A 17,758-nucleotide genomic window follows, 5' to 3' on the forward strand; every position below is an offset into this window, starting at 1 on the left:
AAAAAAGTTGGTTAAATAAGGCTTATTTTTGTTTATAATTGATAATATTTAGAAAAATGGAATTAATAACCAATAAGTTATAACAGGTAATGGTGGAATGAATAGTCATACTAATTTGTCTTTTGTACAAAAAATTAATTTTATAAAAAACGTAAAAACAGATTATCAAAGTACATTGTCGGCGTTGTCCAAATGGAATATTAATCGTTATACGTTATCAATATCAGGTGCTTTATTGGGCTTAATGGTATCAACCAATGCTACAGCATTATCAGCAACAACCTCTAATGTGATACAAGGCAGTGCTCCTTATTTAAGCTTGGATAATGGTGTAACGAAAATAATGAGTGAAGAAGGCTTGCTCAGCATTAAATTACCTGATGGTAGCCTGTATATTGCTCCAGGTGAAAATAGCGAATTATATCCTAATGCCAAAGTTGATAATTCAAGCTACACAAATCCTATAGCATTACCTAGCGAAGTAAAAACATTTGCTGATATTCAAACATTTGTACCATTAACAGATAATACACATTACCCAAGTATTGAGCTAAGTAACTTAATCGGTGAGCCACATAATTATTGGGGCGATGCTGATGGAGATGGTAATGCCAGTGCGACAGGTAAGCTAAAAGTCAAATGGTTAGACGCTGATGATAAAGATATTACTGCCGAAATTAAAGCTAACCCTAATAGATTATTAAACGGCTGTGATGTACCTTACCAACTCACTATGACGGCAACTAATGGTACATTATCAACAGAGTATGGTCTGCCGCAAACCAGTACTTTTAATGAGATTAGTCATACTTATTATTTGGGCACTAAGTCAGATATACCGACAAGCTGTTATGCATGGCCTAATAATGAATTGGATGGTGAATTTTATCCTGAAATGGACGGTCCTAATTGGATACAAGGTTTGGGATTTAAAGTTCACCAAGTCGATAGGTCTATTGAGAACTTTCCAACGACTGGGGCAAATGGGTTACACTTCTTTTTAGTGTTAGTGGGCATAACGCCAGAACAAGTTATTGCCGCAAATGGTACAACTATTAGAGCAGCAAGTGGTCATGGTGTAACCTTATCTCTTTCTTTATCTAAGGTGAATTGGCAGCCTTGGAATGGAAGACCCAGGCCGATAGATTTTAAAAAAGGTTTAAAAATAAAGTTAAATGGGCCAACTCGTGATTCAATAGATAAGAGTTTTTCGCCATCGGTGTTTAACATTTATGCTGATAGTAGTCATACCCGTTTACTTTATAGCTTTAAAATAGCGCGTTGGTATATAAATAATCCTCCCTCTGTAGATACAGCCGGTCAACTAGTCTATGAAGGAGTGACACATGAAGAAGCTACAAGGTTTTGTCAAGAGTTAGGTAGTGGCTATCGTGTCCCTGGTGCGAATGATTTGACAAATTCTAATGACCCATACGTGGGTTGGACCGATGGTATACCAGGGCTTGAATATGGTTTTTATCAACGACGTTTAAGTTTTAAACGTGGAGCTCGTTGGATAGGAGGATTACTTAATGAATGGGGGAATATAACTAGTGAATACAACCCTAATATTAGTCATGATTATGATGAATATGACGATGAAGATGATTATTATGTTGATAAAACATATGATGTTACTTGGTCAACAGCTTCGATAATAAGAGAGCTTTGGACGAGTAGTCAGGTGAAATCTGGGGATTATTTGGTGGTTGATATGCTTTCTGGAGAATTATCTTATGCTGGTGTAAGAGGAGCGCTAGCTGCATGCGTATCCCCTTAAGCTTATTGCCACTACTCGTTGTTAAACGGCGAGTAGTGAATTGTGCAAACTAATTGGGTGAAATAGGCAAACAGCAAAAAACGGGCATAACGGATAATTTGATCATGCTAAGTAATTATCGCCTTTTAGTGCATTATGTTTTAAACCCTTTTTATAAAGTAACATGACTAATCAATAGAACTTAATTAGGATATTAGTGCTCTTTGTTTTTATTGATATCTAATTTATTAGCCGCCTAAAGAAAGATAGGCGGCATTGAGTGCAATTAAATTAAAACAGCAACCTTGCGCGAATAGTGCCTGAGACATTTTTTAGTTTATCAAGCAATTCCTCGGCTTTATCGGGATTGACTCTATCAATATCAATCACAACATAACCAATTTTGGCATCGGTTTGTAAATATTGTGCCGAGATATTAAGCCCTTGTTCAGCAAATAAGGTATTAATCGCGGTTAATACGCCTGGTTGATTACGGTGAATATTAATAAAGCGACTTGCTCCTTTAGCTGGAATAGGCAACGATGCTTCGGGAAAGTTAACCGCAGAAAGTGTTGCACCTGTATTAGAGTATTTTGCGAGTTTAGTGGCGACTTCAATGCCAATATTTTCTTGCGCTTCACTGGTTGAACCGCCAATATGAGGGGTGATAATGACATTGTCAAATTGGCACAATGGCGATTCAAATGGATCGTTGTTGCTAGCCGGTTCTGTTGGAAAGACATCAATTGCTGCACCACTAATTTTATCGGTTTGTAGTGCATGAGTTAATGCATCAAGGTCAATGACTTTACCGCGTGAAGCATTAATTAAAATAGCACCTTGTTTCATGGCGTCTATTTCGCTATCGCTTATCATTTTTATCGTTGTTGAATTTTCGGGTACATGCATTGAAACGATATCGCTTATCGCTAACAGCTCTTTCATTGATGACACTTGTTTAGCGTTGCCTAACGGTAATTTGGTTTCAATATCGTAAAAATAAACATTCATTCCTAACGATTCAGCTAGAATACTTAATTGGCTACCAATGTGTCCATAACCAATAATACCTAAATTCTTACCACGAGCCTCGTGTGAACCAGTAGCTATTTTATTCCATTTACCTCGGTGAGCTTTTGCATTGGCTTCGGGCACTCGGCGCAGTAGCAATACCGCTTCAGCTAAGACTAGCTCGGCAACAGATCGTGTATTAGAAAATGGTGCATTAAATACAGGAATCCCTTTCACCGTTGCCGCATCAAGATCAACCTGATTAGTGCCAATACAAAAGCAACCAATGCCAGCAAGTTTGGGGGCGGCATCAATAATATCTTTGGTTAATTGAGTTCTTGAGCGGATCCCAATAAAACGAGCATCTTTTAATGCCTGCTTAAGTTCTTCGGGCGATAATGCACTTTTATGGTACTCAATATTGGTAAAACCTGCCGATTTTAATATTTCTATGGCACTAGGATGAATACCCTCAAGTAATAAAAATTTGTTTTCATCTTTGGTTGACGTTTGAATAGCCATTATTTCCTCTCATTGCTTTCAGAATATAAATTGAGCCTTATAGTGATATAAAAGCAATAAATTTGATTATGATAAGCAAATTTATTTTAGCTCTTTTACTCCCGAAGGTGTTCCTATAAGCGCAATATTTGCCCCTTTGTTGGCAAATAACCCAACCGTTACCACGCCAGCAATACTATTTATTCGATTTTCTAATTCTATGGGGTTGGCAATGATAAGGTCATGAACGTCTAAAATAACATTACCATTATCCGTTATGACGCCTTGGCGATAAATTGGTTTACCACCTAGTTTGAATAATTCACGAGCAACATAAGAGCGAGCCATTGGGATCACTTCAATGGGTAACGGGAATTTACCTAATACATCAACAACTTTTGATTCATCGGCAATACAAATAAATTGTTTGGCAATGGCTGAAACCACTTTTTCACGTGTTAAAGCAGCGCCTCCGCCTTTAATCATTTGTAACTGGTGATTGATTTCATCAGCACCATCAACATAGATATCCAAACTATCCACTTCATTACAATCAAGCACAGTAATGCCATAGCTCTTTAATTTTTGTGTCGATGCTTCAGAGCTTGATACAGCACCTTTGATCTGATCTTTTATTGTAGCTAATGCATCAATAAAGTGGGATGCTGTCGAACCGGTTCCCACACCAACATAAGAATCAGGTTTAATAAATTTCAATGCTGACCAGCCTACGGCTTTTTTTAATTCGTCTTGTGTCATGGTATCACCTATTTTTGAGGATACTTTTTCTTAAAAAAAATAAAATTTTAAAAGCAAAATTATTGAAGATATGGCATAGTACCCAATTGGAAAGTAAAAATCATTAGGATTTTAAGAAAATATATCAATGTTTGATATGTTTAAAACTTATTGCGATGTTAAAGTAGCTTGAATATTCAAGCAGTGATCAAATCATTAGTAAAGAGATTATGAAGCGTCCAGATTATAGAGCATTACAAGCATTAGATGCAGTGATAAAAGAACGAGGATTTGAGCGAGCAGCTGATAAGCTGTGTATTACACAACCCGCAGTATCGCAACGCATTAAGCAGTTAGAAAGCTTTTTTGGTCAACAACTATTAGTGAGAACCATTCCGCCAAAAGCAACCAAACAAGGCGAGCATCTTTTGGGGTTACTACACCAAGTTGAATTATTAGAACAACAATGGCTAGGTGATAATGAACAAAATACTACACCATTGTCATTGTCGATTGCGATTAATGCTGACTCTTTAGCAACATGGCTTTTACCAGCGTTAAAGCCTGTTTTAGATAAAAATATTTTACGTTTCGATATTCAGGTAAAAGATGAAGAGCATACTTTAGAACTGCTACGCTTAGGCACAGTCGTTGGTGCAATTAGTATTCAAGCTAACCCTTTACCAGGATGTTTGTCTGATTTATTAGGTGCATTAGACTATATTTTTGTTGCCTCTCCTGATTTTGCTAAAAAGTACTTTCCAAATGGTGTCACGCGATCGTCTTTACTTAAAGCGCCAGCGGTTGCATTCGACCATTTAGATGATATGCATCAGGCTTTTTTACAAGAAAATTTTAACCTTACCCCAGGTAGTGTGGTGTGTCATATCACCAGTTCATCAGAGGCGTTTGTGCAATTAGCTAAACAAGGCTCTGCGTGCTGTATGCTACCAAAGTTACAGATTGAACAAGAGCTGAAGAATGGTGAATTGGTTAACTTAACAGAAGGGCTATATCAAAGGCGTATGCTATATTGGCATCGTTTTGCACCTGAAAGCAGTGTCATGCAAAATATTTCTGAAACGTTGATTTGTTATGCAAAAAATACATTATCACAACCTTAGCTTCAAATCACAAATAAATAATAGTTAAGTGAGATGATGTTATATTAAAACGCTGCTTACCTAAAACTTCTTTGACAAAATAAACACTTGATTTAAAGAGCTGAAGATATGAGCCAATTAAAAAACGATCGTTATTTGCGTGCATTGCAATGTTTACCTGTTGATTACACCCCTATTTGGATGATGCGTCAAGCTGGACGCTATCTGCCAGAGTATCGTCAGTTAAGAGCAAAAGTGGGCGATTTTATGACTATGTGCCAAACACCTGAATTAGCTTGTGAAGTGACGCTACAGCCATTAAAACGCTTTGATCTTGATGCTGCTATTATTTTTTCTGATATTTTGACCATTCCTGACGCTATGGGGCTGGGTTTGCACTTTGAAGCGGGTGAAGGTCCTAAATTTGCTAAAACAATATCCTGTTTATCTGATATTGAGCAATTGCCGATCCCTGATCCTGAGCAATCGCTTAAGTATGTAATGGATGCGATTCGTTTAACTAAAAAAGAGCTTAATGGTAAGGTTCCATTAATTGGCTTTTCGGGTAGCCCATGGACATTAGCAACTTACATGGTAGAAGGCGGCAGTAGTAAAGCTTTTACTAAAATTAAACGCTTACTTTATAGCAAACCTAAAGTATTACATTTGCTGCTCGAAAAGCTCGCTGAAAGCGTCGCTTTGTATTTAAACGCCCAAATCGAAGCTGGGGCACAATCGATAATGATATTTGATACGTGGGGTGGTGTATTGAGCCATCAGAGCTATCAAACGTTTTCGCTGCATTATATGCAACTTATCTTATCAAAATTAAAACGAGGTATTAAAACTGACGATATCAGCTCATATGTTCCTGTTACGCTTTTTACAAAAGGGGGAGGGCTGTGGTTAGATAGTATTGCCAACACAGGTTGTGATGCGATTGGTGTTGATTGGAGCGTTAATTTGCGCGATATTCACCAAAAAGGAAAAATTGCTATACAAGGTAATTTGGATCCGTCAGTCCTCTATGCTAGCAAATTAATAATCGAGTCTAATGTTGATGCCGTTCTAAAAGAATTTGGTGCTTATAATGGGCATATTTTTAATTTAGGTCACGGTATTCATCAAGATATTCCTGTAGAACATGTGCAGTATTTGATTGATGCTGTGCATCAACGGTCCCAAAAGGTTTTGTCATGATTAAAAATCCAGTCCAATTAAGATTAGCAAAGTTAGCCCCTTGGCAGCAACGTTTGTTTATGATTTGTTTATGTGAACGTATGTACCCGAATTTGGTTTTTTATTGTCAACAACAACATACCGAAGAAGTCGCTAAAAGTTACAAAAAAATACTGGATTTAGTCTGGGAGTCACTATTAGTTGAAGAGGCAAAAATCAATTTTGATTTACAACTTGAAAAATTAGAAGCTATCATTCCAACGGTAACAGATGACAGTCCTTATATGATTTACCCAGCTATCGATGCTTGTCAGGCGCTTGGTGAGGTTTTACACTCTTATTTGAGTGGTGAAATGGCTGATCATACCGCTAAAGTAAGTAGCATATCGGCAACCACCATTGCTGAATTTGAAATGACTAAAACTAATGTTAATCTTTCACCAGATGCGCAACAAACTTTACCTAGTGTGATTGATGAATTTGATTTACAGTGGGAGATATTACGATTATTACGTGATGAAAATAATGAGATGATTGAGTTGATAAAAGGCTTAAAAGATGAAATTCGAGCATCTGGAGCAAGTAATATTGGTGTTTTTTTGTGCGGTTAAGCGGTTTAAAGTGTAATTTTTTTATTTTTTATTAAATTTTTCTTTAATATTAGATGAATATAGACTACATTTAACCGCAATGTAATCTAAACACTGTTTACAGTAGCGAAGCTAAATTTTAGCTTTGTTTATAATGTTAACTTTAACAATAAAATAATATGTAAGGATATATCCATGAATAAAACAGAACTTGTCGACGCTATTGCTAGCAAAGCTGATATTACTAAAGTAGCTGCTAAAACAGCATTGGAAGCTACGTTAGCTGCTATTACTGAATCATTAAAAGCAGGTGAGCCAGTTCAATTAGTTGGTTTCGGTACATTCAAAGTCAACGAGCGTAAAGCACGTACTGGTCGTAACCCGAAAACAGGTAAAGAAATTAAAATTGAAGCAAGCAAAGTGCCTGCATTTGTATCAGGTAAAAGTTTAAAAGAAGCAATCAAATAAGTTTGCTGCCTTTCTGTCGATTTTATTGATGGGAGTTGTTTTAAGGTCATGAGCATATTCTCATGACCTTGTCGCTTTAATTTGTTATTTCATTATTTTTGTATCAATTAAAAAAATAAAATACGCATATCAAAGAACGTCGATTATTTTCATTTTCTGCTTCATCATCATCTCAACGAATCTACCCTATAAATCTTATTAAATATGAATGTGATCAATTATGTTTAATAGTGATATCAGTCAATTGGGCTTGCAATATATCAGCTAGATCTTGAGGTGCAATTTCAATTTCTAACCCTCTTCTACCGCCTGATATAAACATGGTTTTGTGTTGGTTGGCGCTACTGTCAATGAGTGTAAAAAGTTGTTGTTTTTGACCTAATGGGCTAATTCCACCCACCAAATACCCCGTTACTTTTTGGGCTAAATTAGCATCGGCTAAATCTATTTTTTTACATTTTAGCCTCTGTGCCACTTTTTTTAAATCTAAATGCTCATTAACAGGTAATACGCACACCGCTAATGTTTTATTATTACCATTTAAATTGACAATCAGCGTTTTAAATATTTGTGATGCGGTGACATTTAAACTGGGATCAAGTTTATCAACCGCTTCTTGCCCATAGTTGGTTTGATTTGGATCGTGCTTATATTGATGGATATTAAATTTGATTTTTAACTTTTTAAGTAAATTAATAGCGGGGGTCATAATTGTTATCCAAATGGTTCTTCATTATAACAAATATAATACACAGCGAATTGATATAGCAAGTGAGTTTCCCCACCAATTTAAATTGGTGGGGATGAGAATGATTAAACGATCAAATTATTAGTTTCTTGCTGATCATCTTTTGTTGGAAAGTTTGAGTTAGCATCATTAGTTGCTAACCAATAAAGACGATAGAAAAAGCTCGTCAGGAAGATATCAAAAAACATAGAACAGAACGTACAGATAATATTAACTACGATATTGTTTTCATCGATTATCATAGACAATAGAGTAATAATCATTAAACATGCGATATTAGTTAATAGCATAAGACAAGAAGGTCGCCATTGTGTTTTTGTCAGTTGACAACTTAACGAAAATAACTCAGAGCAACTTTTTTGTTTAGATTCTGCCAATAATCCCAAAAAGAAGTTAGTAAAAATATAGAAAAGTACAGAGGAAATAATTAGCGTTATAAAAATTAATGAAATAATCAAATATTTGGGAAGTAGTAAATTTAAAATTATAAAGATTAAAAATAAAAATAATGCTATAACAACCAAGTGAAAAATTATTACAAAGTAAAAAGCAATAATTTTTAATAGATTTTCTAATGCTCTAGGCAGTAATAATCTGGGGTTAAGTTTATCACTTACATAAAGGTTATAAATTGTTGCAATACTAATTGATTTTATAGTACTAGGGATTGTAAATGCTATAATAATAACTGATACATAGCTAGCGATATCTCCTGATAAATATAACTGTGTATCCATTTCTGGTTTGTAAAGGTAGTAACTTATAACTGAGCACATTAATGCTAGTAATAGACTTACAAACGTAATTGGTATAATACGATTACGAAAAAAATTGCATGTTTGTATAAAAACTAAAGAAAAAGGGATTTGTTTTTGCATTTCTATATAAGTTCCTTATAGGTGGTAACCGATTTAGTTACCACTATTATTTTTAAATGATTCAATTCGAAAATTAAGCTTTCAATAATGAAATATCAGCGACTTTTAAGAATAGGTTTTGTAGCTTTTTCAACAGTGCTAATCGATTAAGTTTAATTTTTTCATCGTCAACCATAACCATGACTGAATCAAAAAATGCGTTTACAGTGTCTTTTAGCGACGATAGTTCAACTAAAGCCTCTTGATAACGACCTTGGTTAAAATAAGGCGCAAGTTTATCGGTTAAAATTGCCAATTTTTTAGCTAATTCTCCTTCGGCTCCCGTTTCTAGTAATGCTGCATTGATCTGCTCTGGAATCGCAATATCTGTTTTTGATAAGATATTTGACACCCGTTTATTCGCTTCCGCTAATGACGAAGCTTCAGGCAACGTTCTAAAGTGAGTCACTGCTTTAACGCGCGCATCAAAATCAGCTGGCTTAGTTGGATTAAGAGCTAGAACTGATTGGATAGTATCAATAGCAAAGCCTTGTTCTTGATACCAAGCTCGAAAACGACCTTGCATAAAATTAACAATATCTTCAACTACATTTTTATTATTTAGCTTATCGCCATATAACGATGTGGCATAATTTGCTAATTCAACAAGATCTAACGGCAATGCCTTCTCAACAATGATGCGTAATATTCCAATAGCCGCTCTGCGTAATGCAAAAGGATCTTTGTCTCCTTTAGGATGCTGACCAATGCCAAAAATACCCGCTAAGGTATCCATTTTTTCAGCAATAGAAACCGCACAAGCAACCGTAGTACTTGGTAACTCATCACCAGCAAAACGTGGTTTATATTGTTCTTCAATTGCAGTTGCTACTTCAATATTTTCGCCGTCTTTAAGCGCTAAATAGCGCCCCATAATACCTTGTGTTTCAGGAAATTCGAAAACAGTATTGGTTACTAAATCGCATTTAGTTAACTTACCTGCTCGTTTCGCTTGTTCAATATTTGCGCCAATTTTTTCAGCAATAAAGCCTGATAGTAGCTCAATGCGAATTGATTTCTCTTTAACTGTTCCAAGCTGTTGTTGGAATAAGACTGTTTCAAGGCGAGGCAAGCGATCTTCTAAACGCTGTTTTAAATCGGTTTGGTAAAAGAATTCAGCATCAGCAAGGCGTGGGCGAACTACTTTTTCGTTCCCCGAAATGACCACTTGTGGATCTTTGGATTCAATGTTAGCGACAAAAATAAAGTTTGGTAATAATTTGCCTTGTTTATCATAAACAGGGAAGTATTTTTGATCGCCTTTCATGGTGTAAACCAGTGATTCAGCCGGTACTTCTAAAAAACGTTCTTCAAATTTAGCCGTTAATACAACAGGCCATTCAACTAAAGATGAGACTTCTTCAAGCAAGCTGTCTGTTAAGTCGGCTTTACCATTAAGTTTAGCAGCTTCGCTTTCAGCTTGTTGTTTAATAATTGCTTTTCGTTTGTCATAATCAGCAATCACTTTGCCTCGTTGTTCTAAAATGTCGGGATATTGATCGGCATTATCGATAGTGAACTCTTGTTCCCCCATAAAACGATGACCACGAATAATTCGGTTTGATTCAATATCTAAAATTGTACCTGCTACAATCTCATCCCCATAAAGCATTGTGACAGTATGGCAGGGGCGAATAAATTCAACTTGGCGAGCTGCCCAGCGCATTGGTTTAGGAATAGGTAACTTGCTTAGTGCTGTTTTAACCATATCGCATAATAAATTAACCACAAGTTGGCCTTGTTGATGTTGAGTATAAGAAAGCCATTCGCCTTTATCGGTTTGTATTCGCTCGGCTTGATCAACTGTAATTCCACAACCTCGGGCCCAGCCTTCGGCCGCTTTAGTTGGTTTGCCATTAGTATCAAATGCAGCACTCACTGCAGGACCACGTTTAACAATTTGGCTATCGGGCTGAGTATCATTCAGATTAATAACTTTTAATGCTAAACGGCGAGGGGATGCATACCACAGTACTTCTCCATGCTCTAAATTCGCATTATCAAGTTGTTGTATAAAATTAGCCGCAAAGCTTTCTGCTAATGTGCGCAGTGATTTTGGTGGTAACTCTTCGGTACCAATTTCCACTAAAAATGTTTTTTGCATAATCTTTTAAATCCTACTTTGATGCGTTTTGCTTAGCGTGTGAATTTTGGCACATAGGAAATCCGAGTGCTTCACGTGATGCGTAATAGGCTTCTGCCACCATTTTAGTTAATGTTCTAATGCGTAAAATATAACGTTGACGTTCAGTAACTGAAATCGCTTTACGTGCGTCAAGTAAATTAAAACAGTGAGCTGCTTTTAATATACGTTCATAAGCAGGTAGTGGCAGAGGTTTTTCTAGCTCAAGTAAATACTTTGCTTCTTTTTCGTGTTGTTCAAAACAATAAAATAAAAACTCAACATTAGCATATTCAAAATTATAAGTGGATTGCTCTACTTCATTTTGATGGAACACATCACCATAAGTGGTTTTTCCAAAAGCGCCATCACTCCAAACTAAATCATAAACGCTATCCACACCTTGGATATACATCGCTAAGCGCTCAAGCCCGTAAGTGATTTCACCTGTAACTGGTTTACATTCAAGACCACCAACTTGTTGAAAGTAAGTAAATTGGGTTACTTCCATACCGTTTAACCAAACTTCCCAACCTAGCCCCCATGCACCAAGCGTTGGGTTTTCCCAGTTATCTTCCACAAAACGGATATCATTAATAGTTGGATCGAGCCCTAGCTCTTTTAATGAACCTAAATAAAGCTCTTGAATATTATCTGGAGATGGTTTTAAGATAACTTGAAATTGGTAATAATGTTGTAACCTATTTGGGTTTTCACCATAGCGACCATCAGTTGGCCTACGTGATGGCTGAACATAAGCTGCATTTATCGGTTCTGGGCCCAATGCACGTAAACAGGTCATAGGGTGAGAAGTCCCCGCACCCACTTCCATATCTAAAGGCTGAATCACTGTACAGCCTTGATTCGCCCAGTAATCTTGTAACGTAAGAATTAACCCCTGAAAGGTTTTGACATTAAACTTTTGCATGATGTTATCTTTATGGTTGAATTGATATTTCGACTATTTAAATAGTGCTATAGTTTATACTTTTTATCAATACTTGTGAAATGCCTAATTTTATTCTATTTGATATTGTTGTGGCCTAATACGTCAAGGCATCCAATTAGATGGCAAACTAACCTCATCAAAATGAAGTAAACAAGGACAACAAGTTGGTAAAAATTTACAGCAGAATTTAAACGTGATAATGCTTCACTGGTGGTTGAGCAAGGGGCACAGTACAAGAATTCAGTAGAGCAATGGAGGTTAGCCAAACAGCAATATGCCGTTGAGCAACAAAACTAAAGTCAGAGTTTGATGGTTATACCTAGATCAAAAAAACACTAGCTCACGAACAAAAAGTGATTCAAGCAATGGAAAAAGATAAAGCGACTTGAACAGGAGACAAAAAGCTAACAAAGGTTCTAGCTTTCTTAATGTCAGGCAAATATAAAATTAGGCGTTGGCCCATCAGTTAAGTGAGTAATGCTTTAAATAAGGGCTGTGTATTATGCGTTGTCTTGAACTGCATCTTATTCGTCGTTTATGCCAGAAAAAAATAAGACGACCGAGCAGGTGATGTGTTGAAGCCATCTTCACACAAAATAGAGGCTTAGCATGACATTGAACGATAACTATAAAACTAAACCAGCAAGATATCAAGATTGGTTGATATAAAGTGAGACAATGAAAGAAACTAAATTAACAGCGTGGCAGAATTAATATGGATAAATCGAACTACTGTCTATGATTCTAGGTTAGGTTTAGTCCAATTGCGTAAATCTTTAACAAACAAAACTTCATCACTTAATGAATCAATCCAATTATCCAAACGTTAAGTTGTTGTTGAAATAATTGTATAAGTTCTTGTATAGAAAAATATTGATAAGTGTTATAAAAATTTTATTATAAAGCGCTAATCGATTCTACTATAGCTAGATATCTGTAATTCGGGTGTTTTTCCTACCAGCGTATTATCATTCCAATATTTAACTAACTTTAGCTGTAAATACCCCAAACTTAGTACACAACTCACGTAGAAAATCATGCTGCTTGTTTTAGTGTTTTATACTCAATCGGTGTCATGTTATTTAATGCCTCATGCGGTCTTTCGGTGTTATAAATCGTTAACCATTCTTCAGTTATTCTCCTTGCTTGTGCTAAGTTGTTAAAAAGATATAAATCGAGTACTTCAGTGCGATAGGTACGGTTAAATCGTTCAATATAGCCATTTTGATAAGGGCTACCGGGCTGGATATAATCAATGGTTATATCATGTAATTTAGCCCAGTTTATAAAGGTTTTTCCTGTAAATTCTGGCCCATTATCGACCCGTATTTTTAATGGATACCCATGATATTCGGCCAGTTTATCTAAGTAACGGGTAATCCTTTCTACTGGTAAGCTTACTGCAATATCAATACCTAACGCCTCACGATTAAAGTCATCGATGACATTGAATGTCCTAAAGCGACGTTGATTACGACTACTGTCACTCATAAAATCCATTGACCAACATTCACCTTGTTTATTGGGGACTAATAACCTTTCTGGGTATCGTGGAGGAATGCGTTTTTTACGCTTTACCCTGAGATTAAGCTTTAATTCACAATACACCCGATATACCCGTTTATGATTCCATTGATAGCCGAGCTTTCTGATACGATGAAAACATTTAGGAAAACCCCAGCGTAAATGCCGGTCTGTGACAGTATTCAACACCGAAATAATCACGGAATCATCCTGAAACTTAGGTTGGTAATAGTAAGCACAACGGCTTAAACCAACAATGGCACAACTCATCGTAATAGTGACTGAATGATTTTTTTGTAGTTGCTGCGCCCACGTTTTACGTACCTTTGTGGGCACTAAAGCTTTTTTATGATTTCTTCCTGAAGCTGGGATTTTAAGCTCAGTTCGGCAAACATCTGCTTAAGCTTGCGGTTTTCCGCTTCGAGTTCTTTTAGACGTTTGATGTCTGAAGTTTCCATACCGCCATATTTTCCCGCCATTTATAAAAAGTTGAATTACCCATGCCATATTTACGGCACAACTCTTTAACGGGAATACCTGCCTCTGCTTCTTTTAAAATAGCTACGATTTGATGTTCAGTCATTTTTTTCATAATTAAATCCCCTTTTCTTTTATCATAGAGAATTTTCTACTTTTTTGCTGTACTATTTTAGGGGATAGTTACATAGCTTGTTCAGCTGATAAGCGATCATTTGCAGGTGTACGATCAATTCCTTCAACTAATACATTTGGGGGGGGTAGTTTACTAAATTCATCAATAAATAATTTTACTGTTTTATTTATCTTGTCGAGTAATGGCTGCTTAATGATATACTTTATTCATCAATTTTTTAGTAAGAATTAAGTTTTAACATCACGTTATTATATATAAAAGTGTAATTAAGTTAATTAAACTTTTAAGGCTTAAGGTTGAAAATATCACTCAAAAAACGTTCAGAAAAGCCATTGATTTTATTAAAATTTTTATTTTTGGATTGTTATTGGAATTGACTTGATTTACCGTCTATCAATAAGGTGGTTATTTTTGCTTTACAATTAACAAAAGAGTTGATTTGGTGGAGCCAAGGGGGATCGAACCCCTGACCTCAACGCTGCCAGCGTTGCGCTCTCCCAGCTGAGCTATGGCCCCAAAAGAAAGGGATAAAACTGTGGTTAATAATATGCAACTAAAGGGTAGGTGTCAATCAATTTGGTATCATTTGTTTTAAAAATAGTCTAATGAAACTCTGCCAATTAATGGCAGAGTTTAAACAATTAGCGTAATATTGAAGGTTGATCAGCTCCTTCTGCTTCAATTTTTGGTGGCATAAAGTGTTCTCTTTTTACGCCTAATTTAAGTGACATATAAGCCGCCACATAAATTGATGAGATGGTACCAAGCACAATACCCACCCCTAATGTTTCAGAAAATCCTTTTAACATTGAACCACCAAAGATATATAGAATAATCACCACAACAAGTGTTGTCCCTGATGTCATTAAAGTACGATGCAACGTTTGCGTTAATGAGATATTAATTACATCATAAGGTTCTGCACGGCGTATCTTTCTAAAATTTTCACGAATTCTATCAAAGACAACAATAGTATCGTTGAGTGAATAACCAATAATGGATAACATTGCAGCAATAATCGTTAAATCTAATTCTCGTTCAAATAGTGATAGATAACCTGCAGTAATGACGACATCATGCGCTAAAGCAACAACCGCTCCAGTACCAAATCGCCACTCAAAACGGAATGCAATATAGATTAAAATACAAACTAATGCGGCACAGATTGCCAAAATACCATCTTGAGCAAGTTCAGCGCCAACAGTTGGACCTACAAATTCAATACGTTTGATTTGAGCATCTGCATCAATATCTTTATGTATTAAATTGGAAATTTTTGTACCTAGCGCATTATCAATAGCCGATGAGGTATTGTCTTCTTGCTTAGCCGAAGGTAACCGAATGATGATATCTTTACTACTACCGTAATATTGTACTATCGGCTCATGATAGCCTGCATCGCGTAAACTATTACGAATATCATCAAGATTAACATTTTTTGTTACGGTAAGCTCGACTGTTGTTCCGCCAGTGAAGTCTTGTCCTAGATTGAATCCTTTAACAAAAATAACGACAAAAGACGCTACAACTAAGAGCATAGAAATAACAAAAGCAACGAAGCCAAATTTTAAAAAGTCGAGGACTCTGCGACCATGATTTAATTCTCTAACATCATGATTTTCTTTTTTATTAATAATCACAATAAACCTCTAAATTGATAACTTATTAACGCGACGACCGCCATAAATAAGATTGGCTAATGCGCGAGTACCAACAATCGATGTAAACATTGATGTAACGATACCGATACCTAACGTAATAGCAAAGCCTTTAATTGAACCAGTACCAACTGCATAAAGAATAACCGCAGTAATTAAAGTAGTAAGATTGGCATCAAAAATACTGCTCCAAGCTCCTGCATATCCTTCATTAATTGCATGTTGCACACTTCGACCATTACTCAGCTCTTCTTTTATTCTTTCGTTAATCAGTACATTAGCATCAACAGCCATACCTACGGTCAATACAATACCAGCAATACCCGGCATGCTTAGCGTTGCCCCAGGAAGTAAAGACATTGCACCAACAATTAAAATTAAGTTTGCAACTAATGCAAGGCTAGCAAACACACCAAATAGGCGATACATTACTAACATAAAAATAACTGAAACCGCCAAACCCCATACACAAGATTCTAAGCCTTGGGTGATATTTTCTTGCCCCATGGATGGCCCAACAGTTCGTTCCTCAATAATTTGGATCGGTGCAATTAATGCCCCTGCACGTAATAATAGTGATAAATTTTTAGCTTCATCAATACTACCTATACCCGTTACTTGGAAACGATCACTAAAAATACCTTGAATAGTCGCGACGTTAATAACTCGTTCTTGTTTTTCAAGAATCGGCTTGTCGTTTTCATCGCGTTTTCCTGTATCTTTGTATTCAACAAATAAGGTTGCCATCGATTTATGAAGATTTTTTTGAGTAAAATCAAACATTTTTTTACCGCCTGTGCCATCAAGCGTAATAGCAACTTCAGGTAATCCATATGGATTAACACGATATGAAGAATCAGTAATATGATTTCCTGTTAATACAATACGTTTATAAAGTAATACAGGACGTCCATTTTCCATATACTGAATTTCTGAACCATAAGGAACGCGCATATCACCATTGATAATGGCCGGTAAATTTGGTGTGCTTTCTTCGTTAACTTGTCTAAACTCAAGCGTCGCTGTTGCCCCTAAAATACGCTTAGCTAACGCGGTGTCTTGAATACCTGGTAATTCAACTACAATACGATCAGCACCTTGGCGTTGAACAATAGGTTCGGCAACGCCTAGTTGATTAACACGATTACGTAAAATAGTGGTATTTTGTTGCACAGCATCATTTTTAGTTTGTTGTAAACGTTGTTCACTGATATCGACAACAATACTGCTGTCTGTTTGAGAAGCTACTTTGTAATCTCGCAATCCATTAATTTTAGTAATACCTTTATTGCGATCATCCGTATTATCAAATTGTAATACAATTTGTTGATTACTATTTTTGCTGATTTTTTTATAATTTAATTTGCTATTTGTGAATTCAGTTTTTATGTTTTCAATAGATTGTTCAGTGAGTTTACTTAATGCGGTTGTCATATCGACTTCCATTAAAAAGTGAACGCCACCACGTAAATCAAGACCGAGTTTCATAGGCTCAGCACCTAATGCTGTCAGCCACGTTGGTGTTGCGGGTGCTAAGTTCAATGCAACGATATATTCTTCACCTAATGCTTCTGATATGAGCTCTTTTGCTTTAAGCTGTGTATCATTATCACCAACGCGAATTAAAATTGACTTATTTTCATAAATTAATGATTTAGTCTCGATGTGATTATCAGCTAAAAGTTTTCTGATTTTATCTTGCGTAGCAACATTAATTTCAGCAGTATTTGAGCCTGAAATCTGTATAGCAGGATCTTCACCATAAATATTTGGAAGTGCATAAAGAAGGCCGAGGCAAATTACAACGACCAACATAATGTACTTCCACAAAGGATAGCGGTTTAACACGACATATTCTCTTGTGGAATTAGATAATCA

Annotated in this window: 13 protein-coding genes, 1 tRNA gene and 1 pseudogene; 5 read left to right on the forward strand and 10 right to left on the reverse strand. The window is 36.1% G+C overall.

What is annotated here, in order from left to right:
- Window positions 1-97: 97 nt before the first annotated feature.
- Window positions 98-1,780 (forward strand): hypothetical protein, encoded by a 1,683-nt coding sequence (locus A9G28_RS06460; RefSeq protein ID WP_065580129.1) that lies wholly within the window; start codon window positions 98-100, stop codon window positions 1,778-1,780.
- 270 nt (window positions 1,781-2,050) lie between these two features.
- Here A9G28_RS06460 and serA read toward each other — a convergent pair whose 3' ends face one another.
- On the reverse strand, window positions 2,051-3,292 hold the full coding sequence (serA, locus tag A9G28_RS06465; RefSeq protein WP_065580130.1) for a phosphoglycerate dehydrogenase: 1,242 nt from the start codon (window positions 3,290-3,292) through the stop codon (window positions 2,051-2,053).
- 81 nt (window positions 3,293-3,373) lie between these two features.
- On the reverse strand, window positions 3,374-4,030 hold the full coding sequence (gene rpiA / locus A9G28_RS06470; RefSeq protein WP_065580131.1) for a ribose-5-phosphate isomerase RpiA: 657 nt from the start codon (window positions 4,028-4,030) through the stop codon (window positions 3,374-3,376).
- Between the two features lie 209 nt (window positions 4,031-4,239).
- Here rpiA and A9G28_RS06475 point away from each other — a divergent pair, with 209 nt between their 5' ends.
- The 4 genes from A9G28_RS06475 to A9G28_RS06490 all read left to right on the forward strand — a co-directional run bounded on the left by A9G28_RS06475 (window position 4,240) and on the right by A9G28_RS06490 (window position 7,349).
- The gene (locus A9G28_RS06475; RefSeq protein WP_065566208.1) at window positions 4,240-5,133 is read left to right on the forward strand and encodes a LysR family transcriptional regulator ArgP; all 894 of its coding nucleotides are present in this window, start codon (window positions 4,240-4,242) and stop codon (window positions 5,131-5,133) included.
- Between the two features lie 108 nt (window positions 5,134-5,241).
- Window positions 5,242-6,312 carry a uroporphyrinogen decarboxylase gene (gene hemE, locus A9G28_RS06480; RefSeq protein WP_065566207.1) on the forward strand — a complete coding sequence of 357 codons (1,071 nt, stop codon included), beginning with the start codon at window positions 5,242-5,244 and terminating at the stop codon, window positions 6,310-6,312.
- Window positions 6,309-6,902: a YjaG family protein gene (locus A9G28_RS06485; protein WP_065566206.1), complete on the forward strand. Its 594-nt coding sequence runs from the start codon at window positions 6,309-6,311 to the stop codon at window positions 6,900-6,902. The genes hemE and A9G28_RS06485 overlap by 4 nt, the downstream gene beginning before the upstream one ends.
- A 174-nt stretch (window positions 6,903-7,076) precedes the next feature.
- The gene (locus A9G28_RS06490; RefSeq protein WP_065566205.1) at window positions 7,077-7,349 is read left to right on the forward strand and encodes an HU family DNA-binding protein; all 273 of its coding nucleotides are present in this window, start codon (window positions 7,077-7,079) and stop codon (window positions 7,347-7,349) included.
- A 214-nt stretch (window positions 7,350-7,563) separates the two neighbouring features.
- On the opposite strand, the gene ybaK is transcribed toward A9G28_RS06490, so the two are convergent.
- From ybaK to secD, 8 genes and pseudogenes are all read right to left on the reverse strand, one after another.
- On the reverse strand, window positions 7,564-8,058 hold the full coding sequence (ybaK, locus tag A9G28_RS06495; RefSeq protein ID WP_065580132.1) for a Cys-tRNA(Pro) deacylase: 495 nt from the start codon (window positions 8,056-8,058) through the stop codon (window positions 7,564-7,566).
- A 104-nt stretch (window positions 8,059-8,162) separates the two neighbouring features.
- Window positions 8,163-8,975, reverse strand: coding sequence for a hypothetical protein (locus tag A9G28_RS06500; RefSeq protein WP_065580133.1), 813 nt, complete (start codon window positions 8,973-8,975; stop codon window positions 8,163-8,165).
- Window positions 8,976-9,048: 73 nt separating this feature from the next.
- Window positions 9,049-11,121, reverse strand: coding sequence for a glycine--tRNA ligase subunit beta (gene glyS, locus A9G28_RS06505; protein ID WP_065580134.1), 2,073 nt, complete (start codon window positions 11,119-11,121; stop codon window positions 9,049-9,051).
- A gap of 10 nt (window positions 11,122-11,131) precedes the next feature.
- Entirely contained in the window at window positions 11,132-12,064 is a 933-nt protein-coding gene (glyQ, locus tag A9G28_RS06510) for a glycine--tRNA ligase subunit alpha (protein WP_065566201.1), read from the reverse strand.
- A gap of 1,056 nt (window positions 12,065-13,120) precedes the next feature.
- Window positions 13,121-14,201 (reverse strand): annotated as a pseudogene (locus A9G28_RS06515) (IS3 family transposase).
- A 461-nt stretch (window positions 14,202-14,662) separates the two neighbouring features.
- Window positions 14,663-14,738 (reverse strand) — tRNA-Ala (locus A9G28_RS06525).
- 125 nt (window positions 14,739-14,863) lie between these two features.
- Complete coding sequence (secF, locus tag A9G28_RS06530) at window positions 14,864-15,856, reverse strand: protein translocase subunit SecF (RefSeq protein ID WP_065566199.1); 993 nt, start codon at window positions 15,854-15,856, stop codon at window positions 14,864-14,866.
- A 15-nt stretch (window positions 15,857-15,871) separates the two neighbouring features.
- On the reverse strand, window positions 15,872-17,728 hold the full coding sequence (secD, locus tag A9G28_RS06535; protein ID WP_081297936.1) for a protein translocase subunit SecD: 1,857 nt from the start codon (window positions 17,726-17,728) through the stop codon (window positions 15,872-15,874).
- Window positions 17,729-17,758 lie beyond the last annotated feature (30 nt).

The sequence above is a fragment of the Gilliamella sp. Fer1-1 genome, from assembly GCF_001690825.1.
GTDB classification, from domain to species: domain Bacteria; phylum Pseudomonadota; class Gammaproteobacteria; order Enterobacterales; family Orbaceae; genus Gilliamella; species Gilliamella apicola_C.

What these genes read in the sequence shown, in the direction of transcription:
- A9G28_RS06460 (WP_065580129.1), top strand. Translation starts at nt 98, where the DNA reads ATGAATAGTCATACTAATTTGTCTTTTGTACAAAAAATTAATTTTATA.
- serA (WP_065580130.1), bottom strand. Translation starts at nt 3,292, where the DNA reads ATGGCTATTCAAACGTCAACCAAAGATGAAAACAAATTTTTATTACTT.
- rpiA (WP_065580131.1), bottom strand. Translation starts at nt 4,030, where the DNA reads ATGACACAAGACGAATTAAAAAAAGCCGTAGGCTGGTCAGCATTGAAA.
- A9G28_RS06475 (WP_065566208.1), top strand. Translation starts at nt 4,240, where the DNA reads ATGAAGCGTCCAGATTATAGAGCATTACAAGCATTAGATGCAGTGATA.
- hemE (WP_065566207.1), top strand. Translation starts at nt 5,242, where the DNA reads ATGAGCCAATTAAAAAACGATCGTTATTTGCGTGCATTGCAATGTTTA.
- A9G28_RS06485 (WP_065566206.1), top strand. Translation starts at nt 6,309, where the DNA reads ATGATTAAAAATCCAGTCCAATTAAGATTAGCAAAGTTAGCCCCTTGG.
- A9G28_RS06490 (WP_065566205.1), top strand. Translation starts at nt 7,077, where the DNA reads ATGAATAAAACAGAACTTGTCGACGCTATTGCTAGCAAAGCTGATATT.
- ybaK (WP_065580132.1), bottom strand. Translation starts at nt 8,058, where the DNA reads ATGACCCCCGCTATTAATTTACTTAAAAAGTTAAAAATCAAATTTAAT.
- A9G28_RS06500 (WP_065580133.1), bottom strand. Translation starts at nt 8,975, where the DNA reads ATGCAAAAACAAATCCCTTTTTCTTTAGTTTTTATACAAACATGCAAT.
- glyQ (WP_065566201.1), bottom strand. Translation starts at nt 12,064, where the DNA reads ATGCAAAAGTTTAATGTCAAAACCTTTCAGGGGTTAATTCTTACGTTA.